The sequence below is a fragment of the Paraburkholderia sp. MM6662-R1 genome (genome assembly GCF_050436245.1).
In the GTDB taxonomy this organism is placed as follows: Bacteria; Pseudomonadota; Gammaproteobacteria; order Burkholderiales; family Burkholderiaceae; genus Paraburkholderia; species Paraburkholderia tuberum.
Genome location: NZ_JBNDLV010000001.1, coordinates 589,637 through 609,905, shown reverse-complemented (window position 1 = coordinate 609,905; position 20,269 = coordinate 589,637). Strand labels below are relative to the sequence as shown.

Annotated in this window: 18 protein-coding genes and 1 other RNA gene; 16 read left to right on the top strand and 3 right to left on the bottom strand. The window is 65.6% G+C overall.

Annotated features, from left to right (window positions below):
• Positions 1–26 precede the first annotated feature (26 nt).
• Positions 27–353, bottom strand: a complete 327-nt coding sequence (gene trxA / locus OKW39_RS02800) for a thioredoxin TrxA (RefSeq protein WP_013089343.1) — start codon at positions 351–353, stop codon at positions 27–29.
• Between the two features lie 508 nt (positions 354–861).
• Here trxA and ffs point away from each other — a divergent pair.
• From ffs to OKW39_RS02760, 8 genes are all read left to right on the top strand, one after another.
• Positions 862–960, top strand: an RNA gene (gene ffs, locus OKW39_RS02795) — signal recognition particle sRNA small type.
• A 182-nt stretch (positions 961–1,142) separates the two neighbouring features.
• Positions 1,143–3,689, top strand: a complete 2,547-nt coding sequence (locus OKW39_RS02790) for a DNA polymerase III subunit gamma/tau (protein WP_429561999.1) — start codon at positions 1,143–1,145, stop codon at positions 3,687–3,689.
• 73 nt (positions 3,690–3,762) lie between these two features.
• Positions 3,763–4,089, top strand: a complete 327-nt coding sequence (locus OKW39_RS02785) for a YbaB/EbfC family nucleoid-associated protein (RefSeq protein WP_008923976.1) — start codon at positions 3,763–3,765, stop codon at positions 4,087–4,089.
• Between the two features lie 227 nt (positions 4,090–4,316).
• On the top strand, positions 4,317–4,913 hold the full coding sequence (gene recR, locus OKW39_RS02780) for a recombination mediator RecR (RefSeq protein WP_018418135.1): 597 nt from the start codon (positions 4,317–4,319) through the stop codon (positions 4,911–4,913).
• A 108-nt stretch (positions 4,914–5,021) separates the two neighbouring features.
• A complete protein-coding gene (locus OKW39_RS02775; protein ID WP_184028952.1) occupies positions 5,022–6,263 on the top strand; it encodes a CaiB/BaiF CoA transferase family protein in 1,242 nt (413 codons plus the stop codon).
• 160 nt (positions 6,264–6,423) lie between these two features.
• Entirely contained in the window at positions 6,424–7,461 is a 1,038-nt protein-coding gene (locus OKW39_RS02770; protein ID WP_429561998.1) for an ABC transporter substrate-binding protein, read from the top strand.
• Between the two features lie 127 nt (positions 7,462–7,588).
• Positions 7,589–8,401, top strand: coding sequence for an ABC transporter ATP-binding protein (locus OKW39_RS02765; RefSeq protein WP_184064908.1), 813 nt, complete (start codon positions 7,589–7,591; stop codon positions 8,399–8,401).
• A gap of 71 nt (positions 8,402–8,472) precedes the next feature.
• Positions 8,473–9,297: an ABC transporter permease gene (locus OKW39_RS02760; protein ID WP_429361331.1), complete on the top strand. Its 825-nt coding sequence runs from the start codon at positions 8,473–8,475 to the stop codon at positions 9,295–9,297.
• A gap of 78 nt (positions 9,298–9,375) precedes the next feature.
• On the opposite strand, the gene OKW39_RS02755 is transcribed toward OKW39_RS02760, so the two are convergent.
• Complete coding sequence (locus tag OKW39_RS02755) at positions 9,376–10,350, bottom strand: NADPH:quinone oxidoreductase family protein (protein WP_090804634.1); 975 nt, start codon at positions 10,348–10,350, stop codon at positions 9,376–9,378.
• Positions 10,351–10,694: 344 nt separating this feature from the next.
• Between OKW39_RS02755 and surE the strand changes: the two genes are divergently transcribed.
• The 6 genes from surE to rlmD all read left to right on the top strand — a co-directional run bounded on the left by surE (position 10,695) and on the right by rlmD (position 17,078).
• Positions 10,695–11,453, top strand: a complete 759-nt coding sequence (surE, locus tag OKW39_RS02750) for a 5'/3'-nucleotidase SurE (RefSeq protein ID WP_184063695.1) — start codon at positions 10,695–10,697, stop codon at positions 11,451–11,453.
• The gene (locus OKW39_RS02745) at positions 11,450–12,661 is read left to right on the top strand and encodes a protein-L-isoaspartate(D-aspartate) O-methyltransferase (RefSeq protein ID WP_429561997.1); all 1,212 of its coding nucleotides are present in this window, start codon (positions 11,450–11,452) and stop codon (positions 12,659–12,661) included. Before surE ends, OKW39_RS02745 begins: the two co-directional genes overlap by 4 nt.
• Positions 12,662–12,666: 5 nt before the next feature.
• Entirely contained in the window at positions 12,667–13,617 is a 951-nt protein-coding gene (locus OKW39_RS02740; protein ID WP_090804640.1) for a peptidoglycan DD-metalloendopeptidase family protein, read from the top strand.
• An 11-nt stretch (positions 13,618–13,628) separates the two neighbouring features.
• A complete protein-coding gene (gene rpoS, locus OKW39_RS02735; RefSeq protein ID WP_429336386.1) occupies positions 13,629–14,717 on the top strand; it encodes an RNA polymerase sigma factor RpoS in 1,089 nt (362 codons plus the stop codon).
• 4 nt (positions 14,718–14,721) lie between these two features.
• Complete coding sequence (locus OKW39_RS02730; protein ID WP_429336387.1) at positions 14,722–15,498, top strand: 3'-5' exonuclease; 777 nt, start codon at positions 14,722–14,724, stop codon at positions 15,496–15,498.
• A gap of 149 nt (positions 15,499–15,647) precedes the next feature.
• Entirely contained in the window at positions 15,648–17,078 is a 1,431-nt protein-coding gene (rlmD, locus tag OKW39_RS02725) for a 23S rRNA (uracil(1939)-C(5))-methyltransferase RlmD (protein WP_090804646.1), read from the top strand.
• A gap of 93 nt (positions 17,079–17,171) precedes the next feature.
• On the opposite strand, the gene OKW39_RS02720 is transcribed toward rlmD, so the two are convergent.
• The gene (locus OKW39_RS02720; protein ID WP_090804648.1) at positions 17,172–18,032 is read right to left on the bottom strand and encodes an outer membrane protein assembly factor BamD; all 861 of its coding nucleotides are present in this window, start codon (positions 18,030–18,032) and stop codon (positions 17,172–17,174) included.
• A 38-nt stretch (positions 18,033–18,070) separates the two neighbouring features.
• Here OKW39_RS02720 and OKW39_RS02715 point away from each other — a divergent pair, with 38 nt between their 5' ends.
• The gene (locus OKW39_RS02715; RefSeq protein ID WP_429561996.1) at positions 18,071–19,321 is read left to right on the top strand and encodes an RluA family pseudouridine synthase; all 1,251 of its coding nucleotides are present in this window, start codon (positions 18,071–18,073) and stop codon (positions 19,319–19,321) included.
• Positions 19,318–20,181 carry a peptidoglycan editing factor PgeF gene (pgeF, locus tag OKW39_RS02710; protein ID WP_429361325.1) on the top strand — a complete coding sequence of 288 codons (864 nt, stop codon included), beginning with the start codon at positions 19,318–19,320 and terminating at the stop codon, positions 20,179–20,181. Before OKW39_RS02715 ends, pgeF begins: the two co-directional genes overlap by 4 nt.
• The last annotated feature ends 88 nt before the right edge of the window (positions 20,182–20,269 follow it).

Sequence of the window (20,269 nt, the reverse complement as noted above, 5' to 3'; positions counted from 1 at the left end):
GCGAGCGCCGCGGCGTACTGCTTGCTTTACAGGTTGCCGTCGAGGAACGCGGTGAGTTGCGACTTCGACAGAGCTCCGACCTTCTGAGCGGCAACGGCGCCATTCTTGAACAGGATCAATGTTGGGATGCCGCGCACGCCAAACTTGACCGGCGTGGACTGATGCTCGTCGACATTGATCTTCGCGACTTGCAGGCGATCGGCGTAGTCCTTCGCGACCTCGTCGAGGATCGGCGCGATCATCTTGCACGGACCGCACCATTCGGCCCAGAAATCGAGCAGCACGGGTTTATCGGATTTCACGACGTCCTGTTCGAACGATGCGTCGCTAATATGCTTGATTTGTTCGCTCATTTATGAATACCTCTCTCGGTTCGAGGCCCGCCTGAATTGCTCGCCACGATACGTCAAAACTGGGAAAACTTCCGTTCGCTTTGCCGCATCCGGAGCCTCGCCGCGCATGCCTGTGAAAATCAGAAAAACCGTCTGAAAAAACGCCGGATTTTCACGCAATGCGCGGAAAGAGTCGCGTATGCGGGTCTTTCAACTGGCAGTGTAGCTTAATTCGCTATGCGTTGCCGATGGCGATAGTACTCATCAAAGCAGTGGGGCTAATAGGCCGCCGCCGCAGCGTCGACCGGTTTCTGCGGCTCACGGCGACCGCGTTGCAATCTAAATGGAGTCGCGCGCGGCGAACTCAAGTGCCGCGCGTGGCGGGCGTCGCCGCGGTGGCCGGGAGGGCGTCTGGCGGCGTGCAGAAAGCGGCCGCAAACCGCGCGAAGCCGTTCGAAGCGGAGCGTCGTTCGCGTTTTGCTCATGTCAACAGTCGCACAATGCGCGCGGCAATGATAGAATCCTTCGTGACGGGCCTCCTCGCATGGAGGGATGGTCAACCTGGTCAGGTCGGGAACGAAGCAGCCACAGCCGTTTTCCACCAGTGCCGAGGGTCGGGCTCGTCACCTTTCCTTGCTTTTTTCTCCGCGACCGTTCTCACGGCTTCTGCGCAGTTTCTCCCCAGTCATTCCCAGCTTTTGTATTGATCGTTCGCCGTCTTCGGATGGAGCGTCGTCGTGGCCGTTTCGCGCATTTCACGCGTCTTCCCGAATCGGTTTTGCGCGCCATTGTTACTGATACAATTTCCGGATGACCTATCAAGTTCTCGCACGCAAATGGCGGCCGAAGGATTTCGCTTCGCTCGTCGGACAGGAGCACGTGGTGCGCGCGCTCACCCATGCGCTCGACGGCGGCCGTCTGCACCATGCCTATTTGTTTACAGGTACGCGCGGCGTCGGCAAGACCACGCTGTCGCGCATCTTCGCGAAGGCGCTCAATTGCGAGACCGGCGTGACGTCGACGCCGTGCGGCGTATGCCGTGCGTGTCGCGAGATCGACGAAGGGCGCTTTGTCGATTACGTCGAAATGGACGCAGCGAGTAATCGTGGCGTCGATGAAATGGCCGCGCTGCTCGAGCGCGCAGTGTACGCGCCCGTCGATGCGCGCTTCAAGGTCTACATGATCGACGAAGTGCACATGCTGACGAACCACGCGTTCAACGCGATGCTGAAGACGCTCGAAGAGCCGCCGCCGCACGTCAAGTTCATCCTCGCGACCACCGACCCGCAGAAGATTCCGGTCACCGTGCTGTCGCGCTGTCTGCAGTTCAATCTGAAGCAGATGCCGGCCGGCCATATCGTGTCGCATCTCGAACGCATTCTCGGCGAAGAGAGCGTGCCTCACGAGGCGCAGGCGTTGCGCCTGCTCGCGCGCGCGGCCGACGGTTCGATGCGCGACGCGCTATCGCTGACCGATCAGGCGATCGCCTATTCGGCGAACCAGGTCAGTGAAGACGCGGTGCGCGGCATGCTCGGCGCGCTCGACCAAAGCTATCTGATCCGCCTGCTCGACGCGCTCGCGCAGGGCGACGGCGCGGCGGTGCTGGCGGTCGCCGACGAGATGGCCTTGCGCAGCCTGTCGTTCTCGACGGCGCTGCAAGACCTGGCGAGCCTGCTGCATCGGATCGCGTGGGCGCAGTTCGCGCCTTCGTCGGTGCTCGACGAATGGCCGGAGGCGGCCGACTTGCGCCGTTTCGCCGACGCGTTGAGCGCCGAGCAGGTGCAACTGTTCTATCAGATCGCGACGATCGGCCGAAGCGAACTGGGCCTCGCGCCCGACGAATACGCGGGCTTCACGATGACGCTGCTGCGCATGCTCGCGTTCGAGCCGGCGCCGACAGGCGGCGGTGGCGGAGCGGCGGGAGCCGCTGGCACGCAGAGCGGTGCAGGCGGCGCCGGCGCCGGTGCGCAGCGCTCGGGTGCACCGACGGTTGCCGCGCTGCGCGCGCTGTCACCGTCGTCCGCGACGGCCATGGCAGCTGCTGCGCCCGTTCGCGGACCTCAGGTAGGCGTTGCCGGCGAGGAGCAGGGCGACGCGATGAAATCGACCGCGCCGACTGCAAAGCCGATCGCGAAGCCCGCAGCCGACTCCGCGCAATCTGAAGAAGCACCGCAATCGCCCAACGCCGAAGTCGCCCGCGTGACAGACGCGCCTGCCAATGCGGCAGCCCCGCTGGCGCCGTGGGAAGACGCGCCCGCGAATGCCGTCGCCACGATCGCCAGCTCGAGCGCGCCGGTCTCGAACGAAGTTTCCGACATCGCACCTTCGTCCGCACCGAGCGCGCTTGCAACTGCCGCGCCTGGTCGCGCGGAAGAGGCCACGTCACCGGAACCGGAAGCGCGGCCGGAATTGGCGGCGCCCGCTTCAACGGCGGCACCGGCGGCCGCAGCCGACTCCGTGCCGCGCCGCGCGGGCGGCGCCAGCGCCGCGCTCGACGTGCTGCGCAACGCCGGCATGAAAGTATCGTCCGACCGTGGCCGCGCTAACACGGAAGTGTCCGCGAAGCCGGCCGCACCCCCCGCACCGAAGCCGGCCGCACCGAAACCCGCCGCGCCGCGTGTGGTTGTGCCGGTGCCGACGCCCGGTGCGTCACGCCGTGTGTCGCAGGACACCGCCGTACAGGCTGCGCCCGCTCGCGACGCAAACAGCGGCGCGAGCAGCAACGCGCAGCAGAACAGCCCGTCGATCCCACCATGGGACGACATGCCACCCGACGACTACCTGCCGTTGTCGGCCGCGGACGACGCGTACTTCATTCCGCCAGACGACGACTTCGTGCCGGTATTCGACCGCGGCCCCGACGACGTCCGCATGGACGGCGCGGCCGCGCCGGCGCCGCTCGCCGATACGCGCCCGCTGCCGCCTGCCGTGCCGCTCGATCCGCTAGGTTTCACCGGCGACTGGCCGGCGCTCGCCGTTGATCTGCCGCTGAAGGGCATCTCGTATCAGCTTGCGTTCAACAGCGAACTGATGGCGCTCGACGGCAGCACGCTGAAGCTCAACGTGCCGGTGCCGCAATACGCAGAAGCCTCACAGGTCGCTAAACTGAAGGCAGCGCTCGTCGAGCGGCTCGGCCAGAACGTCGACGTGCAGGTCGAAGTCGGCCCGGCGCGCCGTACCGCCGCCGCGCACGACGCGAAGCTGCGCGCGCAGCGCCAGCAGGAAGCCGAGCGCGAGATCAGCGCCGATCCGTTTGTGCAGTCGCTGATTCGCGAGTTCGGCGCGAGCATCGTGCCGGGCTCGATCCGCCCGATTACCCCGGACGCCGCCCCGAACGGCGCGTCGCCGGCCCACTGATCCATCGTTCGCGGCGTCGTCGCGGCGCGGCGCCGGAATGCCAGATTCCACGCTATCTAGAAGGAGCACGTCCATGATGAAAGGCCAACTCGCCGGGCTGATGAAGCAAGCCCAGCAGATGCAGGAAAACATGAAGAAGATGCAGGAGCAACTCGCGCAGATCGAAGTCGAGGGGCAGTCGGGTGCCGGTCTCGTCAAGGTGACGATGACCTGCAAGAACGACGTGCGCCGCGTGTCGATCGACCCGAGCCTGCTCGCCGACGACAAGGACATGCTGGAAGATCTCGTCGCCGCCGCGTTCAACGACGCCGTGCGCAAGGCCGAGGCGACCGCGCAGGAAAAGATGGGCGGCATGACCGCCGGCCTGCCGCTGCCGCCGGGTTTCAAGCTGCCGTTCTGAACCTGTTCTGATTGAGAACGGGCTGAAGCGGGTGAGCGCCGCGGCGGTTGATTGCCGCGGTGCGAACGCAGACGCTCGCCGCCGCGCGCCGCGTGCAGGCTGGAAACATCGAACCTGCAGCCGCGCGTGAAAGCGTCGTCACGGCGTGAAAACGCGGCCCGGTTCGAGCAACACCCCCGCATCCCGATTCGCCCACCCGAGCACCACCCACGTCGACGCCGATCCGCATGAAACAACCTTCCGCCCTGTCGGCGCTCGTCGAAGCGCTGCGCGCGCTGCCCGGTGTCGGGCCGAAGTCCGCGCAGCGCATGGCGTATCACCTGATGCAGCACGATCGCGAAGGCGCCGAAAAGCTCGGGCGCTCGCTGTTGTTCGCGACCGAGCATCTGCGTCACTGCGAAAAGTGCAACACATTTACCGAAGCGCAGATCTGCGAGGTCTGCCTCGATGAGGAGCGCGATCCGTCGCTGCTGTGCGTCGTCGAAACGCCGGCCGACCAGATCATGCTCGAACAGACGATGACCTATCGCGGCCTCTATTTCGTGCTGATGGGGCGGTTGAGTCCGCTCGACGGCATCGGCCCGAAGGAAATCCATTTCGACCGGCTCGTGAAGCGCGCGTCGGATGGCGTCGTCAAGGAAGTCGTGCTGGCCACCAATTTCACCAACGAGGGTGAGGCCACCGCGCATTACCTCGGACAGACGCTGAAGGCGCGCGGCCTTGCCGTGACGCGTCTCGCGCGCGGCGTGCCGGTGGGCGGCGAGCTCGAGTATGTCGACGCGGGCACGATCGCGCGCGCGATGCTCGACCGTCGTTCGATGTAGCCACGCGGCTTTCGTTGGCCGCCGCCATATCCGTCCAGGCACGCATCGTCGCAAGTCGTTGCAAACCAGACAGACCGGGTACACAACGATGCAGAACCAAGGAGACTCATGAGCGCCACCCCCGAATCAGGCGCGAGCGCCGCACCGCATGACGCGTGCGGTCCGCTCGCCGGCGTCAAGGTGCTGGAACTCGGCACGCTGATTGCCGGGCCGTTCGCCGCGCGTTTTCTCGGCGAGTTCGGCGCCGACGTCGTCAAGATCGAAGACCCCAAAGGCGGCGACCCGCTGCGCAAATGGCGCAAGCTGTACCCGGAAGTCGGCGGTACGTCGCTGTGGTGGGCCGTGCAGGCGCGCAACAAGAAGTCCGTCACGATCAACCTGAAAGCCGAAGAGGGCAAGGAGATCGTGCGGCGCCTCGCGAAAGAGGCCGATATCGTCGTCGAGAATTTCCGGCCCGGTCTGCTCGAAAAGCTCGGGCTCGGCTACGACGTGCTGTCCGCCGAGAACCCCGGCCTCGTGATGGTGCGTCTGTCGGGCTACGGCCAGACGGGCCCGTATCGCGACCGGCCCGGCTTCGGCGCGATCGCCGAGTCGATGGGCGGTCTGCGCCATATCACCGGCTATCCGGATCTGCCGCCGCCGCGCATCGGCATTTCGATCGGCGATTCGATCGCCGCGCTGCACGGTGTGATCGGCGCGCTGATGGCGCTGCATCACAAGCAGGTGAACGGCGGCAAGGGGCAGGTGGTCGACGTCGCGCTGTACGAGGCCGTCTTCAACATGATGGAAAGCGTGGTGCCCGAATACGGCGTCTACGGCATGGTGCGCGAGCGTACCGGCGCGTCTCTGCCGGGCATCGTGCCGTCGAATACGTATCCGTGCCGCGACGGCAGCATCGTGATCGGCGGCAATAGCGATCCGATCTTCAGGCGCCTGATGATCGCGATCGAACGCGACGATCTCGCCAACGATCCGGCGCTCGCGCATAACGATGGCCGCGTGCTGCGCACGCAGGAAATCGACGCCGCGATCGGCGCGTGGCTGTCCACGCGCACGATCGACGAAGCGCTCGCGGTGCTGAATGCGGCCGACGTGCCGGTGGGCCGCATCTACAGCGTCGCCGATATGTTCACCGATCCGCAGTTCATCGCGCGGCAGATGATCCAGCGGTTCAAATGGCAGGACGGCAAGGAAATCACGCTGCCCGCGGTTACGCCGAAGCTGTCGGCGACGCCCGGTGAGACGCGCTGGCTGGGGCCAGAACTGGGTGAACATACCGATGAAGTCCTGCAATCGCTAGGTTATGATGCTGACGGCATCGCGCGGTTGCGGGCGCAACAGATCGTCTGATGCGCACAGCGCAACGCATAGAGAAAGGCGCGTAAAGCGCGGCGCTGACGCACGATTCGCGCCTTGCGACCGGCAGCCCCACACCGTGGCCAAGCGCTTGCGCCACGCGCGCACGGGCGGTCAAAAAGCCGGACTACAAAAAATCTGGAGACAACGGACCATGCAACGCAGAACCTTCCTCGCCGGCGGTGCGGCGCTCGCGGGCGCCTCGCTCGCGGCCACGCCGTTCGCTTTCGCGCAGGGCAAGCCCGAGACCACCAAGGTCGCCATCGCGGTCGGCGGCAAGAACCTGTTCTACTACCTGCCGCTGACGATCGCCGAGCGCCGCAACTACTTCAAGGACGAGGGGCTCGAAGTCGAGATTTCCGACTTCGCGGGCGGTTCGCAGGCGTTGAAGGCGGCAGTCGGCGGAAGCGCCGACGTGGTCTCCGGCGCGTTCGAACACACGCTGCTGTTGCAGGCGAAAAAGCAGATGTTCCGCGAATTCGTGCTGCAGGGCCGCGCGCCGCAGATCGTGCTCGCGGTGTCGAAGAAGACGATGCCGAACTACAAGTCGATCGCCGATCTGAAGGGCAAGAAGATCGGCGTGACCGCGCCGGGTTCGTCGACGTCGATCATGGCGAGCTTCGTCCTCGCGAAAGCGGGGCTCAGTCCGAAGGACGTCGCGTTCATCGGCGTGGGCGCCGGTGCCGGCGCGATCGCCGCGCTGCAGTCCGGGCAGATCGACGCGATCGCCAATCTCGATCCGGTCGTCACGCGCCTCGAGCGCGCCGGCGACGTGCGCGTCGTGTCGGATACCCGCACGCTCACCGATACGCACATCGTGTTCGGCGGCGACATGCCGGCGGGCTGCCTGTACGCATCGCAGTCGTTCATCACGAAGAACCCGAACACCACGCAGGCGCTGACCAATGCGATGGTGCGCGCGCTCAAGTGGCTGCAGAACGCGAGCGGCAGCGAACTGATCAACACGGTGCCGGAGAGCTATCTGCTCGGCGACCGCGCGCTCTATCTCGACGCGTGGCAGCACGTGCGCGAAGCGATGTCGCCCGACGGCCTGATGCCCGCCGACGGTCCCGCGACGTCGCTGAAGACGCTGAAAGCGTTCGATCCGGTGATCCAGAACGCGCAGATCGATCTGTCGAAGACGTGGACCAACGACTTCGTGAAGAAGGCGCTCGCGACCGTCAAGGCATAAACGACGCGGCGCGCGCACAGGCGCATCGAATGGGACGTGGACAGGGCGATTCGCCGCGTCCACAGCCGTCGCCCCAGCGTCGCCGCGACAACTCCCCGCTAACCCGATTCCCGAAGCGAGCCGTACGATGACCGTTGCTGCCCTGGCGCTCGAAAACATCACCTGCACGTTCGCCGCGCGTGACAACCGCGCACAGCGCTACACGGCAGTTAAGGACACGACGCTGCGCATCGAGCCCGGCGAATTCGTGTCGGTCGTCGGGCCGACTGGCTGCGGCAAGTCCACGCTGCTGAACATCGGCGCGGGGCTGCTCCAGCCGTCGGCGGGCGGCGTCAGCGTGTTCGGCGAACAGCTCAGTGGCCTGAATCGCCGTGCGGGCTATATGTTCCAGGCAGATGCGCTGATGCCGTGGCGCTCGGCGCTCGACAACGTGATGGCCGGCCTGTCGTTTCACCGCGTGCCGGCCTCGGAAGCGCGCGCGAAGGCCGAAGAGTGGTTGAAGCGTGTCGGTCTCGGCGGCTTCGGCGACCGCTATCCGCATCAGCTGTCGGGCGGCATGCGCAAGCGCGTCGCGATGGCGCAGACGCTGATCCTCGACCCCGACATCATCCTCATGGACGAGCCGTTTTCCGCGCTGGATATTCAAACGCGGCAGTTGATGGAAAACGAGCTGCTCGATCTCTGGGCCGCGAAGCGCAAGGCCGTGCTGTTCATTACGCACGATCTCGACGAAGCGATCGCGATGTCGGACCGCGTGGTGGTACTGTCGGCCGGGCCTGCGACGCATCCGATCGGCGAGTTCCGGATCGATCTGCCGCGGCCGCGCGATGTCGCCGAAATCCGTTCGCATCCGCGCTTCGTCGAGTTGCATGCGCAGCTCTGGGGAGTGCTGCGCGACGAGGTGCTCAAGGGTTATCAGCAGCAACTGACCGCTGTTTAAATGTGCCGCGCATGCCCGCCTGCGCATCGAAAAGAAGACGTGTTCAATAATCGTCCAAGGCAAACCAACTTATGTGGAAGACGTTGCGCCCGAGCCGGGCGAATCTGGTGATCTGGCAGTGGCTGCTGCTCGTGCTGTGCTTCGTGCTGTGGTACGTGCTGACGAGCCCGACGCTGATACCGCCGTTCTATTTCGACGATCCGAACAAGGCGGCGTTTTTCTTTGGCGAGCCGCAGAAAGTACTGCAGCGGATCTGGGAATGGTTCACGGGCGGCGAGATCTATCTGCATCTGTGGATCACGCTCGTCGAGACCGTGCTCGCGTTCGTCTTTGGCACCATGATCGGGCTCGGCGTCGGCCTGTGGCTCGCGCTCGCGCCGACCGCGAGCGCGCTGTTCGATCCGTACGTGAAGGCCGCGAACTCGATGCCGCGCGTGATTCTCGCGCCGATCTTCGGCGTATGGTTCGGCCTCGGCATCTGGTCGAAGGTCGCGCTCGGCGTCACGCTGGTGTTCTTCATCGTGTTCTTCAACGTCTACCAGGGCGTGAAGGAAGTGAGCCCGGTCGTGCTCGCGAACGCGCGCATGCTCGGCGCGAACCGCAAACAGCTGCTGCGTTTTGTCTATCTGCCGAGCGCGATGAGCTGGGTGTTTTCGAGCCTGCATACGTCGGTGGGGCTTGCGTTCGTCGGCTCGGTGGTGGGCGAGTATCTGGGCTCGGCGCGCGGCGTCGGCTATCTGATCCTGCAGGCCGAGGGCACCTTCGATATCAACACGGTGTTCGCGGGGATTCTGGTGTTGACCGCGTTCGCGCTGATTCTCGATGCGATCGTCGGGACCGCGGAGCGGCGTTTGATGAAGTGGCAGCCGCGCACCGGGGATACAGAGAAGTTGTGAACCTGGATCGCAAGCGGCGCGGCGGCCGAAATCGCAGTCGGCCGCCGCGCCGTTTTTGATGCTGCTTTATGGGTTGTGCTACGGCGTGATGACCACCTTGCCGATCACGCGGCGCTCGGCCATGTCGCGCAACGCGCGGCCGGTGTCGTCGAGCGAGTAGCGGGCCGACACGTAGGGCTTGAGCTTGCCTTCACGAATCCAGCCGGTCATCTGCTCGAATGCCGCGCGATTGCGCTGCGGCTCACGCTTTGCGAAGTCGCCCCAGAACACGCCGACCACGCTTGCGCCCTTGAGCAACATCAGGTTCAGCGGCAGCCTTGGAATCTCGCCATTCGCAAAGCCGACCACCAGATAACGCCCCCTCCAGCCGATGCTGCGAAACGCCGGCTCCGCATACACGCCGCCGACCGGGTCGTAGATCACGTCCGGACCTTTGCCGTCGGTGAGCGCCTTGATGCGCTCGCGCAGATCCTCGGTGTTGTAGTTGATCGTCGCGTCCGCGCCGTGCTTCACGCAGGTCGCGAGCTTTTCGTCGCTCGATGCCGCCGCGATCACGCGCGCGCCGAGCGCCTTGCCGATTTCGACCGCCGCCAGCCCGACTCCGCCGGCCGCGCCGAGCACGAGCATCGTCTCGCCCGGCTGCAGCGCGCCGCGATCGACCACCGCGTGATGCGAGGTGCCATACGCGAGCGTGAACGCGGCCGCGAGTTCGAACGACACGTCATCGTCGAGCGGCACGCAGGCCGCGGCGGGCGCAAGCGCCTGCTCGGCAAAACCGCCGGAGCCGGTGAACGCGGCCACGCGCGAACCAGGCTTGAACTGCGTGACGCCTTCGCCCACCGCGCGCACGATGCCCGCGGCTTCCGAACCGGGCGTGAACGGCAGCGGCGGCTTGAACTGGTATTTGTTCTCGATGATCAGCACGTCGGGAAAATTGACGGCCGCGGCCTTCACGTCGATCACGACGTGGCCAGGCGGCGCTTCGAGATCCGCCAGGTTGTCGACGACCAGGCTCTCGGGCGGCCCGTACTGCTTGCAGCGAATCGCGCGCATCGTGTCTCCGTATCGTTCAGGGTTGGCACTGTTTTCGAGTGTAAAACAAAGCGCACGACCGTGCGATTTATTGCGCTGCGGGTTACGACGTGCAGCGCGCTTTCGATGCGTCGCGCGCGCTTCTCGCGCAAGCCGTATTGCATTGCACAGCGCGAAGTACGCACAGGATGCCGATTCATCGACGGGCGCGCACGGCCGCGCGTTCAGTGCGAAGCAGCATCTTTGCGTTCGATACGAGCATCCGCGCAACTGGAAAACACTGGCTCGCACGACGCTTGTGCACGCCACGCAGACACGCCGTCCATGTCGTTCGCGTGCCATCTTTCCTCGGTTACAATCGGCGCATGCGAATCCTACTCAGCAACGACGACGGTTATCTGGCGCCGGGCCTCGCCGCGCTTTACGAAGCGCTGAAGCCGATCGCCAACGTCACCGTGATGGCTCCCGAACAGAACTGCAGCGCCGCGTCGAATTCCCTGACGCTGTGGCGGCCGCTGTCGGTCCTGCGTTCGGCGAACGGTTTCTACTACGTGAACGGCACGCCGACCGACTCGGTGCACATCGCACTGACCGGCATGCTCGACCATACACCGGACCTGGTCGTGTCGGGTATCAACAACGGCCAGAACATGGGCGACGACACGCTGTATTCCGGCACCGTCGCAGCCGCCACCGAAGGCATCATGTTCGGGGTGCCGGCCATCGCGTTCTCGCTCGTCGACAAGGACTGGGCGCATCTCGAAGACGCGGCCCGCGTTGCCGCCGAAATCGTCGCGCATTATCTCGCGCGGCCGTTGCCGGGACATCCGCTGCTGAACGTCAATATCCCTAACCTGCCGTATGACGAACTGCGCGGCTGGCAGATCACGCGACTCGGCAAACGTCATCCGTCGCAGCCGGTGATCCGCCAGACCAATCCGCGCGGCGAACCGATCTATTGGATCGGCGCCTCGGGCCAGGCGCGCGACGCGAGCGAAGGCACGGACTTCCATGCGGTGGCCAACGGCGCCGTGTCGATCACGCCGCTGCAGCTCGATCTGACCTACACGCAAATGCTGCCTGCGGCGCGCGACTGGCTGCGCGCCGGGAGCGGCAGTTCATGACCGGCGAGCGCGCGAAGCGCTTTCCGTTAGGTCTCGAGGACCTGGTGCGCGAACCGCGCCGGCCCGAGGGACGTCCGGGTGAGATGCGCGCGGCGGCGCTCGCGGCGAGCGCGGCGTTGAACGCACGGCAGCAGTCGGCGAAACCGACGCAGGGCGGCGCGGCCGCACGGGCGCAAGCGAGGACCTCAGTTGCTGCGCAATCTACGCCGGCGACGCGACCCCAGGTGATTCCCCAGGCGAAGACGCAAAGCGCTTCGTTCGGTATGTCAACGGCGGCGACCGGTGCGATGCCGCCAAAGCCGCAGGCCGCGCCAGTCGCAAAGACAACGGCGAACTCGTTGGCTGGTGCATTGGCGGGGCAGCCTGTCAAGCAAGCACCAAAGTCGTCGGTCAAGCCAGGCAAAAACTCGGCGCATGCGTCTGGCCACAGCGCACGCGCGACGCCATCGCCACTCCAGTCGCAACTGCAGCAAAGCGCGAAACCCGCGCCGAACGCCGCGTTGGCCGGTGCAATGAGCGGCGCATTCGGCGGCGCGACCAGCGGCGCGATGAACAACGCCTTGGCGCTGACCTCGGAACGGGTTCGCGAACGCATGGTCGAACGCGTGCGAGCCAATGGCGTCAGCGATCAGCGTGTGCTGAACGCGATGGCGGCGGTGCCGCGCCACATGTTCGTCGATCCGGGTCTTGCGGCCCAGGCGTACGAAGATGCCGCGCTGCCGATCGGTCATCACCAGACTATCTCGAAGCCGTCGGTGGTTGCGCGAATGATCGAACTCGCGGCGGCCGGGCGCGCGCTGAACACGGTGCTCGAAATCGGCACCGGTTGCGGCTATCAGGCGGCGGTGCTGAGCCAGGTCGCACGCGAGGTTTATTCGATCGAACGCATCAAGCCGCTGTCCGAGCGCGCGAAGACGAATCTGCGTCCGCTGCGCATTCCGAATATCCGGCTGCATTACGGCGACGGGCGGCTCGGTTTGCCGTCGGCGGCCCCGTTCGACGCGATCGTGATCGCGGCGGCCGGGCTCGACGTGCCGCAGGCGTTGCTCGAGCAGCTTGCGATCGGCGGACGTCTGGTTGCGCCGGTCGGCTCGCAGGAAGGACAGAGCCAGGTGCTGACGCTGATCGAGCGCCTCGGCCCCGCGCAATGGCGCGAGTCGCGGCTTGATCGCGTTTTCTTTGTACCCTTAAAATCCGGAGTGATTTGACACCGATGAGTATGTTGCGCGCGATGCAGAGAACCACCCCGAATACCCCCCTGACCGTAACCCAGCGCAGCGTGTGCGTGCTCGCCTTGTCCCTGTTGATGACGGCCTGTGCATCCCGGCTCGACCAGGCGCCCGTCGTCGACCGCTCCGGCGGCGGCACGCTCGCCACCGCGCAGGGCGCGGCGCAACCGGCGGTGCCGCTCGGCCCGCCGCCGCCCGGCTACTATCGCGTGAAGCCGGGCGATACGCTGTACCGCATTGCGCTCGAAAACGGCCAGAATTACCGCGACATCTCGACGTGGAACAACCTGACCAACCCGAATCAGATCGAAGTCGACCAGCTGCTGCGCGTCGTGCCGCCGGGCGCGAATACCGCGGCCATGACGCCGGGCGTGTCGACCGCGCCGATCGGCAGCACGGGCGCGGTGCAAAGCGCACCGCTGAACAACAACGCGCCGGCCGTGGTAGGCGCCGCGATGCCGCCGCTCTACGGCGGCGCGACGAACGGTACGCCCGCGAATGGTGCGGTAGCTGCGCCTCCGGCCAATCCCTCTGCGGCGAGCGCCGACGTCGGCAGCGCCGCGGCAGGCAACGTAGCATTTGCATGGCCGGTGCGCGGTCCGCTGCTCAACACGTTCAACGACTCGACCAACAAGGGCGTCAATATCGGCGGCTCCGCGGGCGAGCCGGTTAAAGCGTCAGCCGATGGTCGCGTCGTCTATGCCGGAAATGGGCTGCGTGGTTACGGCAATCTCATTATCATCAAGCATGATGCAACTTATCTCACCGCGTATGCACACAACCGCGCTTTGATGGTAAAAGAGGGGGACGCGGTTACGAAGGGGCAGAAGATCGCAGAGATGGGCAATAGCGATTCCGACCGTGTGATGTTGCATTTCGAAGTTCGCCGACAGGGTAAACCAGTCGACCCACTGAAGTATTTGCCGCCGCAATAAGCGATACGACCATGCCGAAATCGAAGCGCCGCCCGCCGCAAGCCGAGTCTGAGACGATCAGCGAAGTCACGTCTGCCGCAGTGGACGAAAGCGGCGCTTCGGAAGTGGAAGAAGAGGTCGCGGAGGAGCGCGATCCCGACGAACGCCAGAGCGGCCTCGACGAAAGCGAGAGCGCTGACGCGCGCGAAACCACCGGCGAGGCGCCGCCCGACGCCGACGATTTCCGCGCACTGCTGCAGGCCGAACTCACGGCCGACACGATCCAGCATTATCTGAATCGCATCAGCGTGAAGCCGTTGCTCACCGTCGAGGAAGAGCAGAAATATTCGCGCCTTGCCAAGGCCGGCGAGTTCGAAGCGCGGCAGGTGATGATCGAGCGCAATCTGCGGCTGGTCGTCAGCATTGCCAAGGGTTATCTGAATCGCGGCGTGCCGCTGCTCGATCTGATCGAGGAGGGCAACCTCGGCCTCATGCACGCAATCGAAAAATTCGATCCGACGCGCGGCTTCCGTTTCTCGACCTACGCGACGTGGTGGATCCGTCAGAGCATCGAGCGCGCGATCATGAACCAGGCGCGTACGGTGCGATTGCCCGTGCATGTGATTCGTGAGCTCAACCAGGTGTTGCGCGCGAAGCGCCATCTGGAAAAGAACTCGATGAATTCGGGGGAGGCGGCCGAGCGCCGCGACGCGAGCATCGACGACATCGCTTATCTGACCGGCAAGACCACCGACGAAGTCACCGACATCCTCGCGCTGAACGAGCACACCGCCTCGCTCGATGCGCCGCTCGATCTCGATCCGGCGAGCAGCCTGCTCGATCTGCTGTCGGACGACCAGAGCCAGTCGCCAGACGCCGAAGTGCAGCATCGCGAGCTCGAAACACTGACACGCGCATGGCTCGCGCGTTTGTCGGACAAGCACCGCCATGTGATCGAGCGGCGCTTCGGTCTGAATCACATCGAGCCCGCCACGCTCGAGGAGCTGGCCGACGAAATGGGCCTCACGCGCGAGCGTGTGCGCCAGATCCAACAGGAAGCGTTGGTGCGACTGAAGCGCTTCTTTGCCTCAAACGGTGTCCGCAAAGACGCCGTTCTCTGACCTGATGACACCGATTCTTGTTTTCGACATCGAGACGATTCCCGATGTCGCCGGCATCCGCCGGCTTGAAGATTTGCCCGCGTCGATGAGCGACGCCGACGTCGCCGAGCACGCGTTCGCCGCACGCCGCGAAAAAACTGGCAGCGATTTTCTGCCGCATCACCTCCAGCGGGTCGCGGCGATTTCCTGCGTGTTCCGCGACAACAACGGTTTTCGCGTGCGCTCGCTCGGTACGCCCGAGGACGGCGAGGCGACGCTCGTGCAGTCGTTCTATCGCGTGATCGAAAAGTACACGCCGCAACTCGTGTCGTGGAACGGCGGCGGTTTCGATCTGCCGGTGCTCAACTACCGCGCGCTCGTCAACGGCATCCCCGCCTACCGGTTCTGGGATCTCGGCGAGGACGACCGCGACTTCAAGTGGAACAACTACATCAGCCGCTACCACGCGCGACACACCGATCTGATGGACGTGCTCGCGATGTACCAGGCGCGCGCGAACGCGCCGCTCGACGCGCTCGCGAAGATGTGCGGCTTTCCGGGCAAGATGGGCATGGACGGCAGTCAGGTGTGGCAGGCGTTCCAGCAAGGGCGTATCGAGGAAATCCGCAATTACTGCGAGACCGACGTCGTCAATACGTACCTGCTGTATTGCCGCTTCCAACTGATGCGCGGTGGCTTTTCGCCGTCGGAGTATGCTGACGAGATCAACCTCGTGAAGAACGCGCTCGCGCTGGAAGGCGCGCCGCAGTGGGCCGAGTATCTGGCGGCGTTCGAGCAGTAAGCGCGCGCGAGCAGAGCCTGCGCCGGGGAGCCGCAATCCGGGCCGCGATCCGCACTCGCTCCGCGTGTGGTCCGCACCGCATCGCAGGCAAGCCCGGCGCTTCGTCTACAATCTCGCCTTTCCCCCATAGTTTGTCAGGAAGTCCGCAGGTGTCCCGAACTGCCCCCCAACGTCGCTCGCCGCGGCGCTCATCGAAGCATGCCAGGGCGCACGCCCCGGCGCCGGCGCCCGTCATTACCGGCAACGAACCGCTGATCGAAATCGTTTCGCTCGATATGGAAGCGCGCGGCGTGGGCCGCACCACGAGCGAAGACGGCACGCCGGGCAAGGTCGTGTTCGTCGAAGGCGCGCTGCCGGGTGAACTCGTCAGTTATTCGACGCATCGCAGCAAGCCGAAATTCGAGCAGGCCGAAGTCGTCCAGGTGTTCCGCGAAAGCGTGATCCGCACGACGCCGAAATGCACGTACTTCAACATCTGCGGCGGCTGCTCGATGCAGCATCTCGACATGCGCGCGCAGGTGGCGGTCAAGCAGCGCGTGCTCGAGGACAGCCTGCAGCATCTGGCGAAGCTGCGCCCCGAAACGGTGTTCCGGCCGATTCACGGGCCGTCCTGGGGTTATCGCTATCGCGCGCGGCTCGCGGTGCGCTACCTGCCGGAGCGCGGCGGCATGCGCATCGGCTTTCACGAGAAGAAGAGCAGCTATATCGCCGACATGAAGACCTGCGAGGTGCTGCCGCCGCATGTGTCGGCGATGCTGATGCCGCTGCGTTTCATGGTCCGCAAGCTGTCTATCTACGACCGCATGCCGCAGCTCGAGCTCGCGGTCGGCTCGTCGGTCACGGCGCTCGTCGTGCGCAACCTCGAACCGCTGACGGCCGGGGACGAGCAGGTGCTGCGCGAGTTCGCGGACGAGCACAAGGTGCAGTTCTGGATCCAGCCGGGCGGTCCCGACACGGTCACGCCGCTTTATCCTCTCGACGTGCAGCTCGACTACACGCTGCCCGAATACGGCATCCGTATGCCGTTCAAGCCAACTGATTTCACCCAGGTCAATCACGCGATCAACCGCGTGCTGGTGAGCCGCGCGCTGCGCCTGCTGGCGCCGGCACGCACCGACCGCGTGCTCGACCTGTTCTGCGGGATCGGCAACTTCACGCTGCCGCTCGCGCGAATCTCGCGGGAAGTGGTCGGCATCGAGGGTAGCGAAGTGCTGACCCAGCGCGCGCTCGCGAATGCGGAGCTGAATGGCGTCGCCGGGCATACGTCGTTCGCGTGCCGCAACCTGTTCGAAGTCACCGCCGACGACTTGCGCGCGCTCGGCCAGTTCGACAAGTTCCTCGTCGATCCGCCGCGCGAAGGCGCACTCGCGATCGCGAAGGCGCTCGCGGAGATCGCGCAGAGCGGCAACGGGCCGCTGCCGACGCGCATCGTCTATGTGTCGTGCGCGCCGGCCACGCTCGCGCGCGATGCCGGGCTGCTCGTGCATGAGGCCGGCTATCGGCTGGTGGGCGCGGGCGTCGTCAATATGTTCCCGCATACGTCGCACGTGGAATCGATTGCGCTGTTCGAGCGCGATTGAGTCTCGCGGCGCGCATAAACGAAAACGCCACGACCGAGGTCGTGGCGTTTTCGTTTTTAGACGAAGGTCAGTGTGCCGTCGGCGCGTGAGGGCTCAGAACTGCCACCACGACTTCGCCGTGCCGGGCCGTGCGTGGCCGGTCACGTACGGGCTGTCGGGGAAGGTGCCGGCCAGCACGCGACGAGTGTCGTCGGCGAGTTGCTGGTTGTTCAGCTTCTCGTACGACAGGATCATGATGTGCAGCGCGTCTTCGATGGCCGGCGCGTTCTTGTACTCGCGCAATGCGAGCTGCGCACGGTTGATGGCGGCGACATAGGCGCCGCGGCGATAGTAGTAGTCCGCGGCGTGGACTTCGTGCGATGCGAGCGCATTCACGATGTAGCGCATGCGCTGCGCGGCGTCCGCCGCGTACTTGCTGTTCGGGAAACGGTCCACCACGACCTTGAACGCGTCATACGACTCGCGCAGCGACTTCGGATCGCGCTCGCTCATATCCTGGCCCGAGAAGCGGCCGAACAGACCGAGGTCGTCGTTGAAGTGGATCATGCCCTTCAGGTAATACGCGTAGGCGATGTCCGGATGATCCGGGTGCAGCTGGATGAAGCGGTCGATGGCCTGGTCGGCGGCGGCGTTTTCGTTGTCTTTCCAGTTGCAGTACGCGACGTTGATCTGCGCCTGCTGGGCGAAGTGGCCGAACGGGTCGCGGCCCTCGAGCAGCTCGAAATACTTCGCGCACTTGCCCCAGTCACCACCGGTCAGGGCGTCGTTCGCCTCCGTATATAATTTGTTGTTGTTCCACGCTGCCGTTTCGTCGGTCTTCTCCGGCAGGCCGTGGCAAGCCGCAACAGCGACGACGGCCGCGGCGCACGCAATGTATCCGGCCACTTTCCGGGCCGCCTTCTTGATGGCCGCCAAATTGATCGCCGCTTCAGTGATGGTGTTCAAGGCTCGCATTTTCCAGTCTAGCTTTACGTCCAGGTGACCCAGATTCAATGACCCGCTCAAATACTCCAGGCGCCGCAGGCGCCGGGAATAGCAACAAAGATTATAGCGTAAGCGCCGACCCGGCCGACGCGTTGGGCGTCGATTCCCTCGACGACGATTTGTCCGGCGACGCGCTCGCCGCAAGCAGCCCGCAAGGCTCTGCGGCCGCGGCGGCACCCGTGCCCGTGCGCGCGGCCGACGAAGCGCCGCGCAGCGTCGTGGTACCCGACGAACTGGCCGGCGAGCGCCTCGACAAGGTGCTCGCCAAAGTATTCCCGGAGTTCTCGCGCAGCCGTCTGCAAAGCTGGATCGAGGCGCAGCGGGTGCGCGTCGACGGAAAGGCGGCGAAGATCCGCCAGCCGGTGCCGCTTGGCGCGACGATCGAGCTCGTGCCCGATCTGCTGCCCGAGCAGCTCGCCTTCACGCCCGAGCCGGTGCCGCTCGACATCGTCTACGAGGACGACACGCTCGTCGTCATCAACAAGCCGGCCGGCATGGTCGTGCATCCGGCGGCTGGCAACTGGAGCGGCACCGTGCTGAACGGGCTGCTCTACCGCTATGGCGAGTCCGCGGCGGGTCTGCCGCGCGCGGGCATCGTGCATCGGCTCGACAAGGAGACCTCGGGGCTGATGGTGGTCGCGCGCACGCTCGAGGCGCAGACCGACCTCGTGCGCCAGTTGCAGGCGCGCACGGTCAAGCGCCGCTACCTCGCGCTCGTGTGGGGCAACCTGCCCGACAAAGGCACGATCGACGCGCCGATCGGCCGCGATCCGCGCGAGCGCACGCGCATGGCCGTGGTGACGGGCGCGGCCGGCAAGCCGGCGCGCACGCATTTCCGGCGCGTGGCCTCGGCGATCTGGCAGCGTCAGCCGGTCACGGCGATTCACTGCGATCTGGAGACGGGGCGCACGCATCAGATTCGCGTGCATTGCGCGCACATCGGTCATCCGTTGCTCGGCGATCCCGTGTACGGACGCGCGCGCGGCAAGCGCTCGGTCACGCCGCTGCCAGACGGCTTCGCGCGCCAGGCGCTGCACGCGTGGCGGCTCGGCCTGATTCATCCGAAGACCGGCCGCTCGATGCAATGGCGCGCCGAGGTGCCGGCCGACATCGAGGCGTTGTCGGCCGCGCTCGGTCTGGGTCGCGACGACGCGGGCGAGTTCGACGATGCGTATGGCGAGGATGAGGACTACGATGCATCGGTCGACGACGGCGCGTACGATGAAGACAGCGACCACGACGAGGACGATCACGCATGAGCACCAATCTCCCGGAGCTGGGTTTTGCCGATGTCGTGCAACCCGCATGGAACGTGTCGCCGCGCGTGCGCGCGCTCGTGACCACCCGCGACGGCGGCGTCAGCAACGCGCCGTTCGGCCGCTGGCGCGACGGCGCCGACCAGCCCGGCGGGCTGAATCTGGGCATGAAGACCGGCGACGATCCCGCCGCGGTCGCGAGCAATCGCGCACGGCTCGTCGCGCTTGCCGGTGTTCGCGAGGCCGCGTGGCTCGAACAGATCCATGGCGCCGGCATCGTCCGCGCCGAGGATGCGATCGCGCACGCGCGCGAGCATGGTGCGCCGGCGCGCGCCGACGCGAGCGTCACCGATGGCGCGGGCATCGCGTGCGTCGTCATGGTCGCCGATTGCATGCCGGTGCTGTTGTGCGACGAAGCGGGGCGCGCGGTCGGCGCCGCGCATGCCGGGTGGCGCGGACTCGCGGCGGGCATCGTCGAGCAGACCGCCGCGCGGGTCGCGGCGCTGGCGGGTGTGCGGGCGAACGCGCTGCATGCGTACCTCGGGCCGTCGATCGGGCCCACCGCATTCGAAGTCGGCGCAGACGTGCGTGACGCCTTCATGACCGGTGCCGACGATGCACAACGCGACGCGACCGCGCAGGCGTTCGTCGCGCATCCCGCGAATGCCGGCAAATATCTCGCCGATCTGCCGGCGCTGGCGCGCCTGCGCCTGCAGCGGCTCGGCCTTACGCGCATCAGCGGCGGCGATCTGTGCACGGTCACGTTGCGCGAGCGTTTTTATTCGTATCGCCGTGATCGCGAGACCGGTCGCATGGCCGCGTTGATCTGGATCGACGAACAGGCGCAATCAATTGCCGATTAATTCGGGATGGCGCGCGGGCGCATCTTGTCATACTTTTAAAATCGAGCCGTGGTTTTATTTCGCGTGAATGCGCACCGGGTCGTTATTC

Bases quoted from the DNA above. Each gene is read 5' to 3' on its own strand.
- trxA (WP_013089343.1), bottom strand. From the start codon at position 353: ATGAGCGAACAAATCAAGCATATTAGCGACGCATCGTTCGAACAGGAC.
- OKW39_RS02790 (WP_429561999.1), top strand. From the start codon at position 1,143: ATGACCTATCAAGTTCTCGCACGCAAATGGCGGCCGAAGGATTTCGCT.
- OKW39_RS02785 (WP_008923976.1), top strand. From the start codon at position 3,763: ATGATGAAAGGCCAACTCGCCGGGCTGATGAAGCAAGCCCAGCAGATG.
- recR (WP_018418135.1), top strand. From the start codon at position 4,317: ATGAAACAACCTTCCGCCCTGTCGGCGCTCGTCGAAGCGCTGCGCGCG.
- OKW39_RS02775 (WP_184028952.1), top strand. From the start codon at position 5,022: ATGAGCGCCACCCCCGAATCAGGCGCGAGCGCCGCACCGCATGACGCG.
- OKW39_RS02770 (WP_429561998.1), top strand. From the start codon at position 6,424: ATGCAACGCAGAACCTTCCTCGCCGGCGGTGCGGCGCTCGCGGGCGCC.
- OKW39_RS02765 (WP_184064908.1), top strand. From the start codon at position 7,589: ATGACCGTTGCTGCCCTGGCGCTCGAAAACATCACCTGCACGTTCGCC.
- OKW39_RS02760 (WP_429361331.1), top strand. From the start codon at position 8,473: ATGTGGAAGACGTTGCGCCCGAGCCGGGCGAATCTGGTGATCTGGCAG.
- OKW39_RS02755 (WP_090804634.1), bottom strand. From the start codon at position 10,350: ATGCGCGCGATTCGCTGCAAGCAGTACGGGCCGCCCGAGAGCCTGGTC.
- surE (WP_184063695.1), top strand. From the start codon at position 10,695: ATGCGAATCCTACTCAGCAACGACGACGGTTATCTGGCGCCGGGCCTC.
- OKW39_RS02745 (WP_429561997.1), top strand. From the start codon at position 11,450: ATGACCGGCGAGCGCGCGAAGCGCTTTCCGTTAGGTCTCGAGGACCTG.
- OKW39_RS02740 (WP_090804640.1), top strand. From the start codon at position 12,667: ATGAGTATGTTGCGCGCGATGCAGAGAACCACCCCGAATACCCCCCTG.
- rpoS (WP_429336386.1), top strand. From the start codon at position 13,629: ATGCCGAAATCGAAGCGCCGCCCGCCGCAAGCCGAGTCTGAGACGATC.
- OKW39_RS02730 (WP_429336387.1), top strand. From the start codon at position 14,722: ATGACACCGATTCTTGTTTTCGACATCGAGACGATTCCCGATGTCGCC.
- OKW39_RS02720 (WP_090804648.1), bottom strand. From the start codon at position 18,032: ATGCGAGCCTTGAACACCATCACTGAAGCGGCGATCAATTTGGCGGCC.
- OKW39_RS02715 (WP_429561996.1), top strand. From the start codon at position 18,071: ATGACCCGCTCAAATACTCCAGGCGCCGCAGGCGCCGGGAATAGCAAC.
- pgeF (WP_429361325.1), top strand. From the start codon at position 19,318: ATGAGCACCAATCTCCCGGAGCTGGGTTTTGCCGATGTCGTGCAACCC.